This is a genomic window from Roseburia sp. AF02-12, assembly GCF_003461765.1.
In the GTDB taxonomy this organism is placed as follows: domain Bacteria; phylum Bacillota; class Clostridia; order Lachnospirales; family Lachnospiraceae; genus Roseburia_C; species Roseburia_C amylophila.
Genome location: NZ_QTXS01000001.1, coordinates 1,878,569 through 1,894,521 on the forward strand (window position 1 = coordinate 1,878,569; position 15,953 = coordinate 1,894,521).

A 15,953-nucleotide genomic window follows, 5' to 3' on the forward strand; every position below is an offset into this window, starting at 1 on the left:
AAACTAACCTACTTTCTTAAATTTAAAATTATAAAGTTGCCAAGAATTATTTTTTCTTGTTTGCAACAGTTCTCTTAGGACCTTTTCTTGTTCTTGCATTGGTCTTTGTTTTCTGACCACGAACCGGAAGTCCTTTTCTATGACGGATTCCACGATAGCATCCGATTTCCTGTAATCTCTTGATATCAAGAGCTGTCTGACGTCTTAAGTCACCTTCTACAACCTGAGTCTCATCGATTACTGCACTAATTCTTTTTACCTCGTCGTCAGTTAAGTCTCTGCAACGGGTATCAGGATTAACGTTTGCCTCAGCAAGGATACGGTCAGCACTAACTCTGCCGATTCCATAGATATAAGTCAAACCAATCTCAACACGTTTTTCTCTTGGTAAATCTACACCTGCAATACGAGCCATGTGTGTTTACACCTCCATATAGATTTCTTTGTTAATAGTAAGGAATTCCAAAGACCCATGCAGCTGCGGTTTCCCGCCCTGAAATGTGTGCATACACCTTTTTCTTCCTATAGTAATGATTGCTTAGCAATCCCAGCCACAATCTGCTGCATCCTCTCGGTATGTAAGGACTGCGCAACAGACCACGCGCGTTCGCGTTATATTATGAACAGCACATTCTCATGCGCTGCAGCCGCACATAATTTTTCAAACAAAGTGGAAATTAACCCTGTCTCTGTTTGTGCTTAGGGTTTTCACAGATGATTCTGATGCTTCCCTTTCTTTTGATAACTTTGCACTTCTCGCAAATAGGTTTAACTGATGATCTTACCTTCACAGCATAATCCTCCTTTCTACTTGCCTGCGCCCCGGAAAACCTGTTTCCATGGGTATTTCTCTTTTCTTTCTGCTAAACAGCATAATATGCCCTTGTTTTCACAAAAGCGTCCATTTAGTATTTTAGCATAGAGAATCCGAAAAATCAACTACTTTTCTCGAATTTTCTCCTTATTTATCTCTCCAGATAATTCTGCCCTTTGTCAGATCATATGGAGACATCTCAATCGTAACCTTATCACCTGGTAAGATACGAATGAAATTCATTCTTAATTTGCCGCTGATATGCGCCAGTACCTGATGGCCATTCTCAAGCTGCACCTGAAACATTGCGTTTGGAAGCTTTTCCAAAATTGTTCCTTCTACTTCAATTACATCTGCCTTTGACATTTTCTTTCCTCCTGCTAAATCAATCTTTTCTGGTTAATATATATTGCTCATAAGCCTTAATCAGCTTTGCTGCTTTTGCATTTTCTGTAAGCCCCGGGTTATTTACTGCTTCTAAGACTTCCTGCGGAAGCTTTTTTACAAGCTGTACATGTTTGTAGCTTTTCTTTCTCGGCCGGTCACAGGTTCTTGTGGTTCCATTTACAAGATAGACGAATTTTTCATCCTGTGACTGCACTACATAGTACTGATTCCGGTCGTGACCTGCCTTTACTCTTGCCAGATACATTCTCTTTCCTCCTCTGTCAATGTAAGGATTTCCGGTCTTCCTTCTGTAATCAAAATGGTGTTTTCATAATGTGCAGATAAGGAACCATCGTAGGTTACTACTGTCCATTCATCATCCATCCATTCCACATCCGGGCTTCCGGCATTTATCATCGGCTCAACTGCCAATGTCATTCCTGCCTTCAGCTTCAGTCCTCTTCTCCACTGACGGAAATTCGGAATCTCCGGTTCCTCATGAAGATGGGTTCCAATGCCATGCCCTACCAGATCATATACAACTCCGTAGCCGTAGCTTTCTGCATAATCTCCGATTGCTCCTGAGATTTCATAAAGCCTTCTTCCGGCTCTTGCATACTGCATTCCCTGGAAAAAGCTTTCCCGGGTTCTTTCTATTAAAAGAGCAGCCTCTTTACTGATTTCACCAACTCCATGGGTTCTTGCCGCATCGGAATGATATCCCTTATAGATAAGACCGGTATCAAGGCTTACGATATCGCCTTCCTTAATAATATGGTCTTTTCTTGGAATTCCATGAACAACTTCGTCGTTGACCGATACACAGACGGATGCCGGATAGCCCTGATAATTCAGGAAATTCGGTTCGCAGCCAAGGCTGCGGATGGTCTCTTCTCCGATTTTATCAATCTCCCATGTGCTGATTCCAGGTTTGATTGCACGTTCCAGTTCCTGATGTACTTTAGCAAGATACTTTCCTGCCTGACGCATCAGCTCTATTTCTTCTGCTGATTTAATCGTAACCGACATTATTTACGCTCCTAAGATTGTAACGATGGCTTTGAATACTTCATCCATCGGCTGTGTTCCGTCTACAGATTTTAAAATTCCCTGATTCTTATAATAATCAATCAATGGCTGTGTCTGCTCATGATATACTTTTAATCTCTTCTGAACTGTCTCTGGCTTATCATCTTCACGCAATACGATTTCGCTGCCACAACGGTCACAGATTCCTTCTACCTTTGGTGGAATGGAAATAAGATGATAGGTTGCTCCACAATTTAAGCAGGCTCTTCTGCCGCTCATACGATTTACGATATTTTCGTCTGGAACATCTACATCAATTGCATAGTCCATCTTCTCGTTTATTTTACCAAGTGCTGCATCCAATGCTTCTGCCTGAGGAATGGTTCTTGGAAAACCGTCCAGTACGAAGCCGTTCTTGCAGTCATCCTGCTGTATTCTGTCCATTACCAGATCACAGGTTAATTCATCCGGAACTAAAGCTCCCTGGTCCATATACTGTTTTGCTTTCTTGCCTAATTCTGTTCCGTTTTTGATATTTGCACGGAAAATATCTCCTGTTGAGATGTGTGGAATAGAATATTTATCTGCAATCTGTTTTGCCTGTGTACCTTTACCAGCACCCGGCGCTCCTAACATAATAATTTTCATATAAAGAAAACCTCCTGTTTACCTTCTTCTTTGCAAGCTAATCTGCTTTTTCTTCTATAAACAACTTTAGTGCACCACAGGAGACGCTGCATTTGCAGCACCCCCTTCTGGTACACATTAGTCATTCAAAAATCCTTTATAGTAACGAACTAACATCTGGGATTCGATCTGTTTAATTGTCTCGATAACAACACCTACGATAATGATGATAGATGTTCCACCGAAAGATACGTTTGCTTTAAATACTCCATTGAAGAAGATTGGAATAACTGCAACAATGGATAAGCCTGCCGCACCGATAAAGACAATGTAATTTAAAATCCGATTCAGATAATCGCTGGTTGGTTTTCCAGGTCTGATACCCGGGATAAATCCACCCTGTCTCTTCATGTTGTTCGCAATCTCCAGCGGATTGAATGTAATGGATGTATAGAAGTATGCAAATGCAATAATCAATACAAGATATACAGCCAAACCAATGCTGTAGATTGGCTCCTGTGGGTTGCACCAGTTAGACTGGGATAATCCCTTTAAAATCTTACTGCCAATTCCTGTTCCATTGCCCTTTCCTAAGAGAGACGCAATAACAACCGGGAACTGCATTAAAGACTGTGCGAAGATAACCGGGATAACTCCACCGGTATTTACTTTCAGAGGAATATGCGTAGACTGACCGCCTACCTGTTTTCTTCCCTGAATTTTCTTCGAATATTGTACCGGAATCTTTCTCTGAGCTGCCTGAAGGACAACGACAAAGACAACGGTTACTAAAATGATTGCTGCGATAATTACTACTGCAAGAACTGCTTTTGCAGGAATCTTTCCTTTTACAAACTGCTCATACAGTGTTCCAAAATCGCTAGGAATTCGTGAAATAATGTTGATTACAAGTACGATAGAAATACCGTTTCCAACACCCTTTTCCGTAATTCTCTCACCAATCCACATAAGTACTGCAGAACCTGCTGTCAAGGTTACAATTACCTGAAGAACCGTAAGCCATCCTTTATCGGTCAGATAACCGCTTCTGGAGAATCCGATTGCCATTGCAATTGCTTCGATTAAAGCCAGAACAACAGTCACATAACGTGTAATCTCTGCAATTTTCTTTCTTCCCTCTTCGCCGTCACGCTGCATCTCTTCCAGTTTTGGAATTGCAATCGTCAACAGCTGCATGATGATGGAAGATGTGATATATGGTGTGATATTCAATGCAAAGACGGACATCTGTAAGAATGAACCGCCTGTTACTGCATCGAAAAAGTTAAACGCATCACTACTCTGATTAGCAAACCAGTCTGCAAACACATTCCGGTCAACACCCGGAATCGGTAACTGTGAACCGATTCGGATGATAATCAGCATAAAAAAGGTAAATAAAATTCTATTTCTAATATCTTTTACTTTAAATGCGTTACGAACTGTATCAAACATTAGATCACCTCAGCTTTTCCACCAAGAGCCTCGATTTTTTCTTTTGCGCTTGCGCTGAATGCATTAGCCTGAACTGTGAGCTTCTTAGTAAGTTCGCCGTTTCCAAGGATCTTAACTCCATCTCTTGGATTCTTTACGATACCTTTTTCCAGTAAAGTTTCAACAGATACTACTGCATCGTTGTCAAATACTTCAAGAGCAGATACATTGATTCCAACGATAGTCTTGGAATTAATACATTTGAAACCTCTCTTCGGTAATCTTCTGTATAAAGGCATCTGGCCACCTTCAAAGCCTGGTCTTGGAGCTCCGGAACGAGCTTTCTGTCCCTTGTGTCCTTTACCAGCGGTCTTACCGTTTCCTGAACCGTGACCACGGCCTCTTCTGAAATTATCACTATGCTTAGAACCTAATGCCGGCTGTAAATTGGATAAATCCATTTCTGGCACCTCCTTATCTCTATAATTAGATTTCTTCTACTTTCACTAAATGTCTTACCTGCTGAATCATTCCTCTAACAGCTTTGTTATCCGGACGTTCAACTGATGCGCCAATTTTCTTAAGACCTAATGCTTCTACTGTCTTTTTATTCTTTGGCACTGCACCGATAGTAGATTTTACGAGTGTAATTTTTAAATTTGCCATTTCTTATTCCTCCTTAACCTACTACTTCTTCTACAGATAATCCACGAAGTTTTGCAACTTCTTCCGGGGATTTCAGTTTGCTTAAAGCATCGATAGTAGCAAGTACTACGTTCTGCTTATTGTTGGAACCAAGAGATTTTGTACGAATATTCTCGATTCCTGCCAGCTCACATACGTTACGAGCCGGACCGCCTGCGATAACACCGGTACCTTCTGGAGCTCTCTTTAATAAAACAGATGCACCAGTATGTTTTCCACTGATATCATGAGTAATACTATTGTTCTCATCTAATTTTACAGTGATAAGTTTTTTCATAGCATCTTCTTTTCCTTTGCGGATTGCTTCAGGAATTTCAGTTGCTTTTCCAAGTCCTGCGCCCACATGACCATTGCCGTCACCAACAACAACAAGAGCTGTGAAACGCATGTTACGTCCACCTTTTACAACTTTCGTAACGCGCTTGATTGATACCACTTTTTCTGTTAATTCTAATTGACTAGCATCAATAATTGTACGTTTCATGTACTGTTTTCCTCCTTATTAGAATTCTAATCCAGCTTCTCTTGCTGCGTCAGCTAATGCTTTTACTTTTCCGGAATATATGAAACCGCCTCTATCAAAGACAACTGTTGTAATACCTTTTTCTAATGCTTTCTTTGCAATTGCAGTACCAACCTGTGCTGCTGCATCAACGTTATTAGTCTTCTCGCAAGCTGCTTTTACATCTTTATCCATTGTAGATGCTGCTACGAGGGTATTGCCAACTGTATCGTCAATAATCTGAGCGTACATATGATTATTACTTCTAAACACAGCTAAACGTGGTCTCTCTGCTGTTCCAGCCAGGCGATTACGCAGTCTTCTATGTTTATTTTCACGAGCTGCTGTTCTTGATTCTTTATTAACCATCTCTCGTCACTCCTTTAATTATTTCTTACCAGTTTTACCAACTTTACGTCTAATAACTTCATCAGCATATTTGATACCTTTTCCTTTGTAAGGTTCAGGTCTTCTCTTATCTCTGATTTCAGCTGCGTACTGGCCAACTTTTTCTTTATCGATACCTTTGATGATAATCTTGTTACCATCTACTGTAGACTCTAATCCTTCTGGATCTTCCATCTCTACCGGATGAGAATATCCAAGGTTTAATGTAAGTTTCTTTCCTGCTTTAGATGCTCTGTAACCTACACCATTTACTTCAAGTTCTTTGGTAAATCCATCTGTTACACCAACAACCATGTTGTGAATCAGTGTTCTTGTTAATCCGTGTAAGGATTTCATTTTCTTCAAATCATTTGGTCTTGTAACGGTTACTTCAGAACCTTCTACTTTGATTTCCATCTCGGATGGTAATACTCTGCTTAATGTTCCTTTTGGACCCTTTACAGTCACCTGATTATTTTCTGCTAATTCCACAGTAACACCTGCTGGAATTGCGATTGGCATTCTTCCAATTCGTGACATGCCCGTACCTCCTGTATAATTTGTGGTTTATTGTTACCTGCGCTATGCCTTAAGAATATACTCTTAAGGTAGTTCTGCTCGCTAACTTCGCGCTGCACCCCAAAGGGCTTGCGCTCAGTAATCTCACAGAACGGCTTTCACACTAGCCTCAATCTTCGCCTGCGGCTCGATTTCATCAAGTGTTCAATGCCTACCAAACAAATGCTAATACTTCGCCACCAACCTGAAGCTTTCTAGCCTCTTTGTCAGTGATGATTCCCTGGTTTGTGGAAAGAATTGCGATTCCAAGTCCACCAAGTACCTTAGGAAGATTATCTTTACCAGCGTATACACGAAGTCCTGGTTTAGAAATTCTCTTCAGTCCGGTAATAATCTTTTCATTCTTATCTGCACCATATTTTAAGGTTACACGAATGGTCTTAAAGATTCCATCTTCAATGATGTCATATTTTGCAATGTATCCTTCTCTTACTAAAATGTCTGCGATTGCCACTTTGATTTTAGAAGCCGGGATATCAACTGTATCATGTTTTGCAGTGTTTGCATTACGGATTCTTGTAAGCATATCTGCAATTGGATCACTTGTCATTGTCATGATGTGTCTGCCTCCTATTATTCTTCTCTTTCTTTGTTGTAGATGTTCTCCGTCAAGTTCGACCTACACCACAAGGGCTTCGGTCTCACTCAATTTAAGAGAATGGCTTTACAGCCTACCAGCTTGCTTTCTTTACACCCGGAATCTGACCTTTGTAAGCCAGTTCACGGAAGCAAACTCTACAGATTCCATATTTTCTTAAATATGCATGTGGACGACCACAGATTCTGCAACGATTGTATTCTCTAGAAGAGAATTTCTGTTTACGCTGCTGTTTTACTTTCATAGAAGTCTTTGCCATTTAAATTCCCTCCTGTCTTATTTAGCGAATGGCATATTGAATAATGTCAATAATTCGCGTGCTTCTTCGTCTGTCTTTGCAGTTGTTACGAAAATAATATCCATTCCTCTTACTTTATCAACCTTATCGAATTCAATTTCAGGGAAAATGATCTGCTCTTTGATACCAAGAGCGTAGTTACCTCTACCGTCGAAAGCGTTCGGATTAACTCCTCTGAAGTCACGTACTCGTGGTAAAGCTAAGTTTACCAGACGGTCTACGAACTCATACATCTTCTCGCCTCTTAAAGTAACTTTACATCCAATCGGCATTCCTTCTCTTAACTTGAAGTTAGCGATGGAATTCTTTGCCTTTGTAGTAACTGGTTTCTGACCGGAAATTGTTTCCATATCTTTCATAGCTGACTCTAAGATTTTAGCGTTTTCTTTTGCTTCACCAACACCCATGTTGATAACAATCTTAGAAAGCTTTGGTACTTCCATAATGTTTTTATAGCCGAACTTTTTGGTCATTGCATCAATGATCTCGTTCTGGTACTGATCTTTAAGTCTACTCAACTTGCTGCTCCTCCTCTCTTACGATTAATCGATTACATCACCTGTAGATTTTGCATAACGTACTTTCTTATCTCCATCCATTTTGAAACCTACACGGGTAGCTTTTCCTTTGTGAAGATACATTACGTTAGAAGCATCAATAGGTCCTTCCTGATGGATGATTCCACCCTGCTGGTTAGCCATGCTTGGTTTTGCATGTTTTGTTACCATATTGATACCTTCAACAAGTAAAGTATTGTTTTTCTTATTTACAGCAATTACTTTGCCTTCTTTGTCTTTGTCTTTTCCAGCGATTACCTTTACAGTATCACCTTTTTTAATTTTCAAGCTTGCCATTTTCGGGTACCTCCTACAATACTTCCGGAGCCAGAGAAACAATTTTCATAAACTGTTTTTCACGAAGCTCTCTTGCTACTGGTCCAAAAATACGAGTTCCTCTTGGGGTTTTATCATCTTTGATAATAACTGCAGCGTTTTCATCGAATTTGATATAAGAGCCATCTTTACGACGAGCACCTTTTACTGTACGAACAACGACTGCCTTTACAACGTCACCTTTTTTAACAACGCCGCCTGGTGTTGCATCTTTAACAGTAGCTGTAATTACATCACCAATATTTGCATATCTTCTGGTTGAACCGCCCATAACACGGATGCACAGCAATTCTTTTGCTCCAGTGTTATCAGCAACCTTAAGTCTGGTTTCCTGTTGTACCATGCCGGTAGCCTCCTTCTATTATTTTGCTCTTTCCATAATCTCTACAAGTCTCCATCTCTTATCTTTAGAGAGTGGTCTTGTTTCCATTACTCTGACGGTATCACCGATTTTACACTCGTTGTTCTCATCATGAGCTTTTAATTTGTATGTCTTCTTTACGATCTTGTTATATAATGCATGTCTTACGTTATCTTTAACAGCAACAACAATGGTCTTATCCATTTTATCACTTACAACAACGCCTACACGTGTTTTTCTAAGATTTCTTTCTTCCACGACGAATCTCCTTTCATTTATGATTGCCTGTTTGCCTGCTTAAGCAGGTATGATTCTTTTGAAATTATTCAGCAACTTTTTCTTTCTGAGTAATAACGGTCTGGATTCTGGCAATATTCTTTCTAACTTCTTTGATTCTGCTCGTGTTATCCAGCTGATTTGTTGCGTTCTGGAATCTCAAATTGAAAAGTTCTTTTTTAGCTTCAACCAACTGCATTTTTAAATCAGCAGCGGACTGTGTGTTTAATTCTTCTAAATATTTACTAGTTTTCATTTGATTCACCGCCTTCTAAGTCTGCACGAGAAACCACTTTGCATTTACAAGGTAATTTGTGTGTAGCAAGACGTAATGCCTCTTTTGCAACCTCATCAGATACATCAGAGATTTCAAATAATACACGTCCTGGTTTTACTACAGCTACCCAGTACTCTAAAGTTCCTTTTCCGGAACCCATACGGGTTTCTGCTGGTTTTGCAGTTACTGGTTTGTCTGGGAAAATTTTAATCCAGACACGGCCACCACGCTTGATATATCTTGTCATAGCAATACGGGCTGCCTCAATCTGATTGGAACGAATCCAGCATGGTTCAAGTGCTACGATACCGTAGGAACCATTTGTAATTTTATTTCCTCTCATCGCTTTTCCGGCCATAGAACCACGGAACTGTTTACGATGTTTTACTCTCTTAGGCATTAACATTACTGAACTCCTCCTTCCTTATTTCCTTTTGTAGGAAGTACTTCTCCTTTATAAATCCAAACTTTAACACCGACTTTACCGTATGTGGTGTCTGCTTCAGCAAATCCATACTCGATATCTGCTCTTAATGTCTGAAGTGGAATAGTTCCTTCTGAATAGAACTCGGTACGAGCCATATCAGCTCCGCCAAGACGTCCGGATACGGATGCCTTAATACCCTTTGCTCCAGCTTTCATACATCTTCCCATGCAGGATTTCATTGCTCTACGGAAGGAAACACGGTTCTCTAACTGAAGTGCAATGTTCTCAGCTACTAACTGAGCATCTTTGTCTGGTCTCTTTACTTCTTTGATATCTACAACAAGTTTCTTGTCTGTAAATTTCTGTAATTCAGCTTTTACTTTCTCGATTTCAGCTCCGCCTTTACCGATTACAACGCCCGGCTTAGCTGTGTAAAGGATAACCTTTACTCTGTCGGATGCTCTTTCGATTTCAATCTTAGAAACACCTGCAGCATATAATTTCTTTTTCAGAAATGTTCTGATGTTATAGTCTTCTACTAAGAAATCAGCAAAATCAGATTCTGCGTACCACTTGGAATCCCAGTCTTTGATAACGCCGACTCTTAAGCCATGAGGATTAACCTTCTGTCCCATGTTTGCCCTCCTATCTTTCATTCAGCACAATTGTTAAGTGGCTTGTTCTCTTCTCGATTCTGTAAGCTCTACCCTGTGCTCTTGGTCTGATTCTCTTCATTGTTGGTCCTTTGTTTGCGTAGCACTCCTCAACATAAAGGTTTTCTGTGCTCATTCCGTTATTGTTCTCTGCATTTGCAATAGCAGATTTTAATAACTTCTCTATTACGCTTGATGCGTATCTTGGATTGTAAGTTACAATCGCAAGTGCTGTCTCAACATCTTTACCGCGGATAGCATCTAATACGAAACAAGCTTTCTGAACTGACATTCTTGCATAAGACAACTTTGCGGAAGGTCTAGTATCTTTTACTGCATTTCTTTCTCTCTTAATCTGACTTCTATGTCCTTTTGCCATGAGTGAAACCTCCTTTCAAAATTCTATTTATCTAACGCCTGATTTCTTCTCGTCTTTTCCATGGCCTCTGTAAGTTCTTGTTGCTACGAACTCACCGAGTTTGTGTCCAACCATATCCTCTGTGACATATACAGGAACATGTTTTCTTCCGTCATGAACAGCAATTGTATGTCCAACGAAGGATGGGAAAATTGTGGAACGACGTGACCATGTCTTGATAACTGATTTATCATTTGCTGCGTTCATAGCATCTACTTTTTTCAGTAAGCTTTCGTCTGCAAATGGTCCTTTTTTAAGTGATCTTGCCATTTTATTTCCTCCTATCTACTATTTAATAGCTCTGCCGTCTCTTCTTCTTACGATTAACTTGTTAGAAGCTTTTTTCTTCTTACGTGTCTTAAGTCCAAGAGCAGGTTTGCCCCAAGGTGTACATGGACCTGGACGTCCAACTGGTGCCTTACCTTCTCCACCACCGTGTGGATGGTCATTCGGGTTCATAACAGAACCGCGGACTGTCGGGCGGATACCCATGTGACGTTTACGTCCTGCTTTACCGATATTTACAAGGTTGTGGTCACCGTTACCGATTACACCAATGGATGCACGGCAGTTCAGAGGAACCATTCTCATTTCTCCTGAAGGAAGACGAAGTGTTGCGTATTTTCCTTCTTTAGCCATCAACTGTGCGCTGTTACCTGCAGAACGTACTAACTGTCCGCCCTTGCCAGCGTATAACTCAATGTTGTGTACCTGGGTACCTACCGGGATGTTCTCCAGTGGTAAGCAGTTTCCAACTCTTACTTCTGCTTCTGCTCCGTTCATAACAGTCATTCCGTCTGTTAATCCTTCTGGAGCAAGGATATATGCTTTCTCGCCATCTGCATAACTGATTAAAGCGATGTTAGCTGTTCTGTTTGGATCGTACTCGATTCCGATTACAGTTGCCGGGATACCATCTTTTCTTCTCTTGAAGTCGATGATTCTGTATTTTCTTCTGTTTCCACCACCCTGGTGTCTTACTGTGATTTTACCCTGATTGTTACGACCGGAGTTCTTCTTTAAAGAAGTTGTAAGGGATTTCTCAGGAGTCTTCTTTGTGATTTCAGAGAAATCAGATCCAGTCATATTTCTTCTGGAAGGTGTATATGGGTTGTATGTCTTAATTCCCATTGTTTTTCTCCTTTCAATAAATAAGTTTATTATCGCACTTTTCTGTGCCTAGCTGAGTTTCCCGGATTTTACAGTCCGGAGAAAATCTCGATATCTGCACTATCTTCTGTTAACTGAACGATAGCTTTCTTTGTTTTTGCAGTTTTTCCAACTACAGCACCACGTCTTTTGTTCTTGCCCTCCTGGTTCATTGTGTTAACCTTGGCAACCTTAGCGCCTTCGAACATTTTCTCAACTGCTTCTTTGATCATGGTTTTGTTAGCTTCCGGATGTACTAAGAAAGTATATTTCTTTTCTCCCATAGCTGCCATACTCTTCTCAGTTACTACTGGTTTGAGGATTACATCATAATACTGTACGTTTGCCATTATGCATACACCTCCTCGATTTTTTCAACAGCAGCCTTTGTTGCTACTACTGTGTCATATTTCAATACATCAAATACGTTCATTTCGCTGGTCTGTGTTGTCTTAACAGTTGCAATGTTTGCAGCGGATTTGATTACGTTTGTATCTATATCGCCTAAAATAACTAATGCTTTGTCTGCTTTCAGATTGTTCATAACCTCTGCGAATTTCTTTGTTTTGATTTCGTCTAATTTCAGCTCATCAACAACGATGAATTTATTTTCCTGAACTTTAGATGTTAAAACAGATTTTAAAGCTGCTCTCTTTTCTTTCTTGTTTAATTTGAAAGAATAGTCTCTTGGTACTGGAGCGAATACTGTACCACCGCCAGTCCACTGTGGAGATCTTGTTGAACCCTGTCTTGCATGACCAGTTCCTTTCTGTCTCCAAGGTTTTCTTCCACCACCGGATACTTCAGAACGTGTCTTAGCTTTCTGAGTTCCCTGACGATTGTTAGCTAACTGCTGAACTACTGCCATGTGTACCAGATGTTCGTTAATCTCTACACCGAACACAGCATCGTTTAAGTCCATATTGCCAACTTCTTTGCCTTCCATATTATAAACAGATACTTTAGCCATCTGTGTGTTCCTCCTTTCTTAAATGCACTATTTTGCTGCTTTTACTGATTCTTTGATTGTTACTAAAGCTTTCTTAGGTCCTGGAACAGCACCTTTGATTAAAAGCAGGTTGTTCTCTGCGTCTACTCTTACAACTTCAAGGTTCTGAGTTGTAATCTTAACGCTTCCCATATGTCCCGGCATTCCTTTGCCCTTGAATACACGGCTAGGTGTAGAACAGGAACCATTGGAACCCTGATGACGATGGAATTTAGAACCGTGAGCCATAGGTCCTCTATGCTGACCAAGTCTCTTAATAGCGCCCTGGAATCCTTTACCTTTAGAAATTGCAGTTGCGTCTACATGATCGCCTTCTGCAAAGATATCTGCTTTGATTTCATCTGCAAGATTATAATCAGCTGCATTTTCAAGCTTGAACTCTCTTACAAATCTCTTTCCAGACACACCAGCTTTTTTGAAATGTCCCATTTCAGCTTTGTTTACGCCATGTCTGTTTCTGATTTCTTTCTTACCGTTGGCATCTTTGTTTACAACTTTTTCTTTCTTGTCAACAAAACCAACCTGTACTGCACTGTATCCGTCGTTTTCAACAGTTTTAATCTGTGTTACTACACAAGGACCAGCCTGTAATACAGTTACCGGCACTAATACGCCGTCTGCATTGAAGATTTGAGTCATTCCGACTTTTGTTGCTAAAATTGCTTTCTTCATTATCTTTCCTCCTGTTTTTTCTACAGCGGAACGGTTTCCCGTTCATCCTAGAAAGCCTTGCGGCCCCTCAGGATTTACTACTTGTTTTGACTTTATTTCATTTTGATATCGATGTAGACACCAGCTGGCATTTCTAATCTTGATAATGCATCAACTGTTTTCTGTGTCGGAGCAATGATATCAATCAGTCTCTTATGAGTTCTCTGCTCGAACTGTTCTCTGGAATCTTTGTACTTGTGTACTGCTCTAAGAATGGTAACTACCTCTTTCTTAGTTGGCAGCGGCACCGGTCCGCTCACCTGTGATCCGTTTTTCTTTACAGTCTCGATGATTTTTTTTGCTGATGAATCTACTAATTCGTGATCATAAGCTTTCAATGTGATTCTCATTACTTGACTTGCCATAAAAAAAGTCGCCTCCTTTTCGCACTTTAATTCAGTACGACAAGCGGTGACTGTACACTTCTCCGTGTGTGTCATAAGCTTTACACACGTTGTTTCTACCTCTGTAGACCATATTCGTGATACAGTGACTTGTCGCCAGTTTCCTAACTTGACATTCGCTCCACGGAAAACCTGCCACAGTGGGCAGCAACCTCACGCTTCTACGCTATCAATGTCACAGCAAGGATTAGTATACACGACAGGTTACGCTTTTGCAATACTTTTTTTAGAAAAATTGTATTTTTTTGTGTACAATCCATTTTCTATCTTTTTTACGGTATTTTTCACTTCTGCCTTGTTTTTTCATTATAAAAAGCTGTTTACTTGCCGGCATCCTTTTGCCATTGCAAATAAACAGCTTTTCTTTTCTATTACAATTCTATGCTCTTGTCAGCAACATCTGCAAATTCTTTCTGCATTTCCTCGCTTGGTGCTTTGGTGCAAAGACTCACAATTACGATGCAGATTAAACTTAAGAAGAATCCTACCAGAAGGGAATAGATTCCGGTTCCGGTTCCAAGTGTTACCATGGCACCGTCTGCGTTTTTCATCAAAGGAATATAATCCCAGATGATAACTGCCAGACCGCCGGATATAATTCCTGCAATTGCTCCCGGTTTGTTCGTACGCTTCCAGAACAGGGATAATACTACCAGTGGTCCAAATGCAGCGCCAAATCCTGCCCATGCATTGGATACCAGTCCCATAATGGAGTTGTTCGGATTCAGTGCAATAATATAAGCAATAATCGCAACTACCACTACGGTAATACGACTGACCATAAGAACCTTTTTATCACTTGCTTCTTTATTTATTACACCTTTGTATATATCTTCTGATACGGAAGATGCGGTTACTAAAAGCTGTGAATCTGCAGTAGACATAATTGCTGCAAGGATTCCGCACAGGAAGATTCCCGCAACAAACGGCAACGCATACTGCTTCGTAAACAAATGTGTAATCATATTAATGAATACATTTTCCGCAGAATCTGCCCCAGCGCTTCCAAGCACTTCCGGATACAGGTACGCTCTTCCAACCACACCGATGATGCAGGCAAAGGTTAAGGATAATGCTACCCAGACAATTGCAATACCTTTGGATTTATTTAATTCTTTCTGGCTCTTTACCGCCATAAATCTGGTCAGGATATGAGGCATTCCGCAATATCCCAATCCCCATGCGAGCTGTGAAATAATATCGATGGCACGATATGGCTCTCCACCATTCTGCCAGAGGCTCATATAGGAATCGCTTCCTCCTGCTACTCCGCTGGCATCTAAAAGTTCTCTTAATCCGCCATTGCCACTTACCACCGCATATGCCATCAGAGGCACTGCAAGAAGTGCAACCAGCATCAGCATTCCCTGGATAAAGTCTGTTACACATACTGCCATAAAACCTCCCATGAAGGTATACAGTAAAATAACAACTGCACCGATGGTTAAAGCTACGGTATAATCAACACCGGTTACTGCATGGAACAATTTTCCGCCTGCTGCAAATGCAGATGCAGTATACACCAGGAAGAACACGACTATTACTATAGAAGAAATGCATAACAACACATTCTTCTTATCATGAAAACGATTCTGGAAATACTCCGGTAAAGTCAGGGAGTTATTGGCACGGATGGTATATCTGCGCAATCTTCCGGAAATAAACATCCAGTTGCAGACCGTTCCAATAAACAATCCGATAGCTATCCACGCCTGACCGGTTCCAAATGCATATACAGCACCTGGAAGTCCCATCAGAAGCCATCCGCTCATATCAGATGCCTGTGCGCTTAATGCTGCCACCCAGCCGCTTAAGCCTCTTCCTCCAAGAAAATAATCTTCTGAATTCTTTGTACTTTTCATATATTTCGCACCTATGGCAATCATTATACCCATATATACCACAAATGCTGCAAGAATCCACAGCACGTTACTGTTAAACATAAAATGTCCTCCTCTTAAGTTACTTAATATTTAGAATAGCAATTGTTTGTTTTGTTGTAAAGTCTTATTTTA

At 40.5% G+C, this 15,953-nt stretch carries 29 protein-coding genes; all 29 read right to left on the reverse strand.

Annotated features, from left to right (window positions below):
• Positions 1-46: 46 nt before the first annotated feature.
• On the reverse strand, positions 47-415 hold the full coding sequence (rpsM, locus tag DV740_RS09155; protein ID WP_022242766.1) for a 30S ribosomal protein S13: 369 nt from the start codon (positions 413-415) through the stop codon (positions 47-49).
• A 262-nt stretch (positions 416-677) separates the two neighbouring features.
• On the reverse strand, positions 678-791 hold the full coding sequence (gene rpmJ / locus DV740_RS09160; protein WP_003022746.1) for a 50S ribosomal protein L36: 114 nt from the start codon (positions 789-791) through the stop codon (positions 678-680).
• Between the two features lie 170 nt (positions 792-961).
• Entirely contained in the window at positions 962-1,180 is a 219-nt protein-coding gene (infA, locus tag DV740_RS09165) for a translation initiation factor IF-1 (protein ID WP_022242767.1), read from the reverse strand.
• A 19-nt stretch (positions 1,181-1,199) separates the two neighbouring features.
• Positions 1,200-1,466 carry a KOW domain-containing RNA-binding protein gene (locus DV740_RS09170; protein WP_117698353.1) on the reverse strand — a complete coding sequence of 89 codons (267 nt, stop codon included), beginning with the start codon at positions 1,464-1,466 and terminating at the stop codon, positions 1,200-1,202.
• Positions 1,448-2,230: a type I methionyl aminopeptidase gene (gene map / locus DV740_RS09175; RefSeq protein ID WP_022242769.1), complete on the reverse strand. Its 783-nt coding sequence runs from the start codon at positions 2,228-2,230 to the stop codon at positions 1,448-1,450. Before map ends, DV740_RS09170 begins: the two co-directional genes overlap by 19 nt.
• 3 nt (positions 2,231-2,233) lie before the next feature.
• Positions 2,234-2,878 carry an adenylate kinase gene (locus tag DV740_RS09180; protein ID WP_022242770.1) on the reverse strand — a complete coding sequence of 215 codons (645 nt, stop codon included), beginning with the start codon at positions 2,876-2,878 and terminating at the stop codon, positions 2,234-2,236.
• A gap of 117 nt (positions 2,879-2,995) precedes the next feature.
• A complete protein-coding gene (secY, locus tag DV740_RS09185; protein WP_118087908.1) occupies positions 2,996-4,312 on the reverse strand; it encodes a preprotein translocase subunit SecY in 1,317 nt (438 codons plus the stop codon).
• Positions 4,312-4,752: a 50S ribosomal protein L15 gene (rplO, locus tag DV740_RS09190; protein WP_022242772.1), complete on the reverse strand. Its 441-nt coding sequence runs from the start codon at positions 4,750-4,752 to the stop codon at positions 4,312-4,314. Before rplO ends, secY begins: the two co-directional genes overlap by 1 nt.
• Before the next feature lie 25 nt (positions 4,753-4,777).
• The gene (gene rpmD, locus DV740_RS09195; RefSeq protein WP_022242773.1) at positions 4,778-4,957 is read right to left on the reverse strand and encodes a 50S ribosomal protein L30; all 180 of its coding nucleotides are present in this window, start codon (positions 4,955-4,957) and stop codon (positions 4,778-4,780) included.
• A 13-nt stretch (positions 4,958-4,970) separates the two neighbouring features.
• Positions 4,971-5,480 (reverse strand): 30S ribosomal protein S5, encoded by a 510-nt coding sequence (gene rpsE / locus DV740_RS09200; RefSeq protein ID WP_022242774.1) that lies wholly within the window; start codon positions 5,478-5,480, stop codon positions 4,971-4,973.
• Positions 5,481-5,498: 18 nt separating this feature from the next.
• Entirely contained in the window at positions 5,499-5,867 is a 369-nt protein-coding gene (rplR, locus tag DV740_RS09205; protein WP_117698351.1) for a 50S ribosomal protein L18, read from the reverse strand.
• Positions 5,868-5,885: 18 nt separating this feature from the next.
• Positions 5,886-6,425 carry a 50S ribosomal protein L6 gene (rplF, locus tag DV740_RS09210; protein ID WP_022242776.1) on the reverse strand — a complete coding sequence of 180 codons (540 nt, stop codon included), beginning with the start codon at positions 6,423-6,425 and terminating at the stop codon, positions 5,886-5,888.
• Between the two features lie 190 nt (positions 6,426-6,615).
• The gene (gene rpsH / locus DV740_RS09215) at positions 6,616-7,020 is read right to left on the reverse strand and encodes a 30S ribosomal protein S8 (protein WP_117698350.1); all 405 of its coding nucleotides are present in this window, start codon (positions 7,018-7,020) and stop codon (positions 6,616-6,618) included.
• A gap of 115 nt (positions 7,021-7,135) precedes the next feature.
• Positions 7,136-7,321 (reverse strand): type Z 30S ribosomal protein S14, encoded by a 186-nt coding sequence (locus DV740_RS09220; RefSeq protein WP_022242778.1) that lies wholly within the window; start codon positions 7,319-7,321, stop codon positions 7,136-7,138.
• Positions 7,322-7,338: 17 nt separating this feature from the next.
• On the reverse strand, positions 7,339-7,878 hold the full coding sequence (gene rplE, locus DV740_RS09225; protein ID WP_022242779.1) for a 50S ribosomal protein L5: 540 nt from the start codon (positions 7,876-7,878) through the stop codon (positions 7,339-7,341).
• A 24-nt stretch (positions 7,879-7,902) separates the two neighbouring features.
• Positions 7,903-8,214 carry a 50S ribosomal protein L24 gene (gene rplX / locus DV740_RS09230; RefSeq protein WP_022242780.1) on the reverse strand — a complete coding sequence of 104 codons (312 nt, stop codon included), beginning with the start codon at positions 8,212-8,214 and terminating at the stop codon, positions 7,903-7,905.
• Positions 8,215-8,227: 13 nt separating this feature from the next.
• Positions 8,228-8,596 (reverse strand): 50S ribosomal protein L14, encoded by a 369-nt coding sequence (gene rplN / locus DV740_RS09235; protein ID WP_022242781.1) that lies wholly within the window; start codon positions 8,594-8,596, stop codon positions 8,228-8,230.
• Positions 8,597-8,614: 18 nt separating this feature from the next.
• Positions 8,615-8,872 (reverse strand): 30S ribosomal protein S17, encoded by a 258-nt coding sequence (gene rpsQ, locus DV740_RS09240; protein ID WP_022242782.1) that lies wholly within the window; start codon positions 8,870-8,872, stop codon positions 8,615-8,617.
• Positions 8,873-8,936: 64 nt separating this feature from the next.
• Positions 8,937-9,146, reverse strand: coding sequence for a 50S ribosomal protein L29 (gene rpmC, locus DV740_RS09245; RefSeq protein WP_022242783.1), 210 nt, complete (start codon positions 9,144-9,146; stop codon positions 8,937-8,939).
• On the reverse strand, positions 9,136-9,573 hold the full coding sequence (gene rplP / locus DV740_RS09250) for a 50S ribosomal protein L16 (RefSeq protein WP_022242784.1): 438 nt from the start codon (positions 9,571-9,573) through the stop codon (positions 9,136-9,138). The genes rpmC and rplP overlap by 11 nt, the downstream gene beginning before the upstream one ends.
• Positions 9,573-10,229, reverse strand: a complete 657-nt coding sequence (gene rpsC / locus DV740_RS09255; protein ID WP_117698349.1) for a 30S ribosomal protein S3 — start codon at positions 10,227-10,229, stop codon at positions 9,573-9,575. The genes rplP and rpsC overlap by 1 nt, the downstream gene beginning before the upstream one ends.
• A gap of 10 nt (positions 10,230-10,239) precedes the next feature.
• Positions 10,240-10,626, reverse strand: coding sequence for a 50S ribosomal protein L22 (gene rplV, locus DV740_RS09260; RefSeq protein ID WP_022242786.1), 387 nt, complete (start codon positions 10,624-10,626; stop codon positions 10,240-10,242).
• 27 nt (positions 10,627-10,653) lie between these two features.
• Complete coding sequence (rpsS, locus tag DV740_RS09265; protein WP_022242787.1) at positions 10,654-10,935, reverse strand: 30S ribosomal protein S19; 282 nt, start codon at positions 10,933-10,935, stop codon at positions 10,654-10,656.
• Positions 10,936-10,953: 18 nt separating this feature from the next.
• Positions 10,954-11,796 (reverse strand): 50S ribosomal protein L2, encoded by an 843-nt coding sequence (rplB, locus tag DV740_RS09270; RefSeq protein ID WP_022242788.1) that lies wholly within the window; start codon positions 11,794-11,796, stop codon positions 10,954-10,956.
• 68 nt (positions 11,797-11,864) lie between these two features.
• Positions 11,865-12,164 (reverse strand): 50S ribosomal protein L23, encoded by a 300-nt coding sequence (gene rplW / locus DV740_RS09275; protein ID WP_022242789.1) that lies wholly within the window; start codon positions 12,162-12,164, stop codon positions 11,865-11,867.
• On the reverse strand, positions 12,164-12,784 hold the full coding sequence (gene rplD, locus DV740_RS09280) for a 50S ribosomal protein L4 (RefSeq protein WP_118087909.1): 621 nt from the start codon (positions 12,782-12,784) through the stop codon (positions 12,164-12,166). The genes rplW and rplD overlap by 1 nt, the downstream gene beginning before the upstream one ends.
• 27 nt (positions 12,785-12,811) lie before the next feature.
• The gene (rplC, locus tag DV740_RS09285; protein WP_022242791.1) at positions 12,812-13,495 is read right to left on the reverse strand and encodes a 50S ribosomal protein L3; all 684 of its coding nucleotides are present in this window, start codon (positions 13,493-13,495) and stop codon (positions 12,812-12,814) included.
• A gap of 92 nt (positions 13,496-13,587) precedes the next feature.
• The gene (gene rpsJ, locus DV740_RS09290; RefSeq protein ID WP_117698348.1) at positions 13,588-13,899 is read right to left on the reverse strand and encodes a 30S ribosomal protein S10; all 312 of its coding nucleotides are present in this window, start codon (positions 13,897-13,899) and stop codon (positions 13,588-13,590) included.
• A gap of 410 nt (positions 13,900-14,309) precedes the next feature.
• Complete coding sequence (putP, locus tag DV740_RS09295; RefSeq protein WP_118087910.1) at positions 14,310-15,881, reverse strand: sodium/proline symporter PutP; 1,572 nt, start codon at positions 15,879-15,881, stop codon at positions 14,310-14,312.
• Positions 15,882-15,953: the final 72 nt, after the last annotated feature.

Excerpts from the sequence above, each read along its gene's own strand:
- rpsM (WP_022242766.1), bottom strand. The coding sequence starts at position 415 with ATGGCTCGTATTGCAGGTGTAGATTTACCAAGAGAAAAACGTGTTGAG.
- DV740_RS09220 (WP_022242778.1), bottom strand. The coding sequence starts at position 7,321 with ATGGCAAAGACTTCTATGAAAGTAAAACAGCAGCGTAAACAGAAATTC.
- rplR (WP_117698351.1), bottom strand. The coding sequence starts at position 5,867 with ATGGTTAATAAAGAATCAAGAACAGCAGCTCGTGAAAATAAACATAGA.
- infA (WP_022242767.1), bottom strand. The coding sequence starts at position 1,180 with ATGTCAAAGGCAGATGTAATTGAAGTAGAAGGAACAATTTTGGAAAAG.
- rplB (WP_022242788.1), bottom strand. The coding sequence starts at position 11,796 with ATGGGAATTAAGACATACAACCCATATACACCTTCCAGAAGAAATATG.
- rplF (WP_022242776.1), bottom strand. The coding sequence starts at position 6,425 with ATGTCACGAATTGGAAGAATGCCAATCGCAATTCCAGCAGGTGTTACT.
- rpsC (WP_117698349.1), bottom strand. The coding sequence starts at position 10,229 with ATGGGACAGAAGGTTAATCCTCATGGCTTAAGAGTCGGCGTTATCAAA.
- rplX (WP_022242780.1), bottom strand. The coding sequence starts at position 8,214 with ATGGCAAGCTTGAAAATTAAAAAAGGTGATACTGTAAAGGTAATCGCT.
- putP (WP_118087910.1), bottom strand. The coding sequence starts at position 15,881 with ATGTTTAACAGTAACGTGCTGTGGATTCTTGCAGCATTTGTGGTATAT.
- DV740_RS09170 (WP_117698353.1), bottom strand. The coding sequence starts at position 1,466 with ATGTATCTGGCAAGAGTAAAGGCAGGTCACGACCGGAATCAGTACTAT.
- rplW (WP_022242789.1), bottom strand. The coding sequence starts at position 12,164 with ATGGCAAACGTACAGTATTATGATGTAATCCTCAAACCAGTAGTAACT.
- rpsH (WP_117698350.1), bottom strand. The coding sequence starts at position 7,020 with ATGACAATGACAAGTGATCCAATTGCAGATATGCTTACAAGAATCCGT.
- rpsJ (WP_117698348.1), bottom strand. The coding sequence starts at position 13,899 with ATGGCAAGTCAAGTAATGAGAATCACATTGAAAGCTTATGATCACGAA.
- rplV (WP_022242786.1), bottom strand. The coding sequence starts at position 10,626 with ATGGCAAAAGGACATAGAAGTCAGATTAAGAGAGAAAGAAATGCAGTA.
- rpmD (WP_022242773.1), bottom strand. The coding sequence starts at position 4,957 with ATGGCAAATTTAAAAATTACACTCGTAAAATCTACTATCGGTGCAGTG.
- rplN (WP_022242781.1), bottom strand. The coding sequence starts at position 8,596 with ATGGTACAACAGGAAACCAGACTTAAGGTTGCTGATAACACTGGAGCA.
- secY (WP_118087908.1), bottom strand. The coding sequence starts at position 4,312 with ATGTTTGATACAGTTCGTAACGCATTTAAAGTAAAAGATATTAGAAAT.
- rplC (WP_022242791.1), bottom strand. The coding sequence starts at position 13,495 with ATGAAGAAAGCAATTTTAGCAACAAAAGTCGGAATGACTCAAATCTTC.
- rplD (WP_118087909.1), bottom strand. The coding sequence starts at position 12,784 with ATGGCTAAAGTATCTGTTTATAATATGGAAGGCAAAGAAGTTGGCAAT.
- rpmC (WP_022242783.1), bottom strand. The coding sequence starts at position 9,146 with ATGAAAACTAGTAAATATTTAGAAGAATTAAACACACAGTCCGCTGCT.
- rplO (WP_022242772.1), bottom strand. The coding sequence starts at position 4,752 with ATGGATTTATCCAATTTACAGCCGGCATTAGGTTCTAAGCATAGTGAT.
- rpsS (WP_022242787.1), bottom strand. The coding sequence starts at position 10,935 with ATGGCAAGATCACTTAAAAAAGGACCATTTGCAGACGAAAGCTTACTG.
- DV740_RS09180 (WP_022242770.1), bottom strand. The coding sequence starts at position 2,878 with ATGAAAATTATTATGTTAGGAGCGCCGGGTGCTGGTAAAGGTACACAG.
- rpsE (WP_022242774.1), bottom strand. The coding sequence starts at position 5,480 with ATGAAACGTACAATTATTGATGCTAGTCAATTAGAATTAACAGAAAAA.
- rplP (WP_022242784.1), bottom strand. The coding sequence starts at position 9,573 with ATGTTAATGCCTAAGAGAGTAAAACATCGTAAACAGTTCCGTGGTTCT.
- map (WP_022242769.1), bottom strand. The coding sequence starts at position 2,230 with ATGTCGGTTACGATTAAATCAGCAGAAGAAATAGAGCTGATGCGTCAG.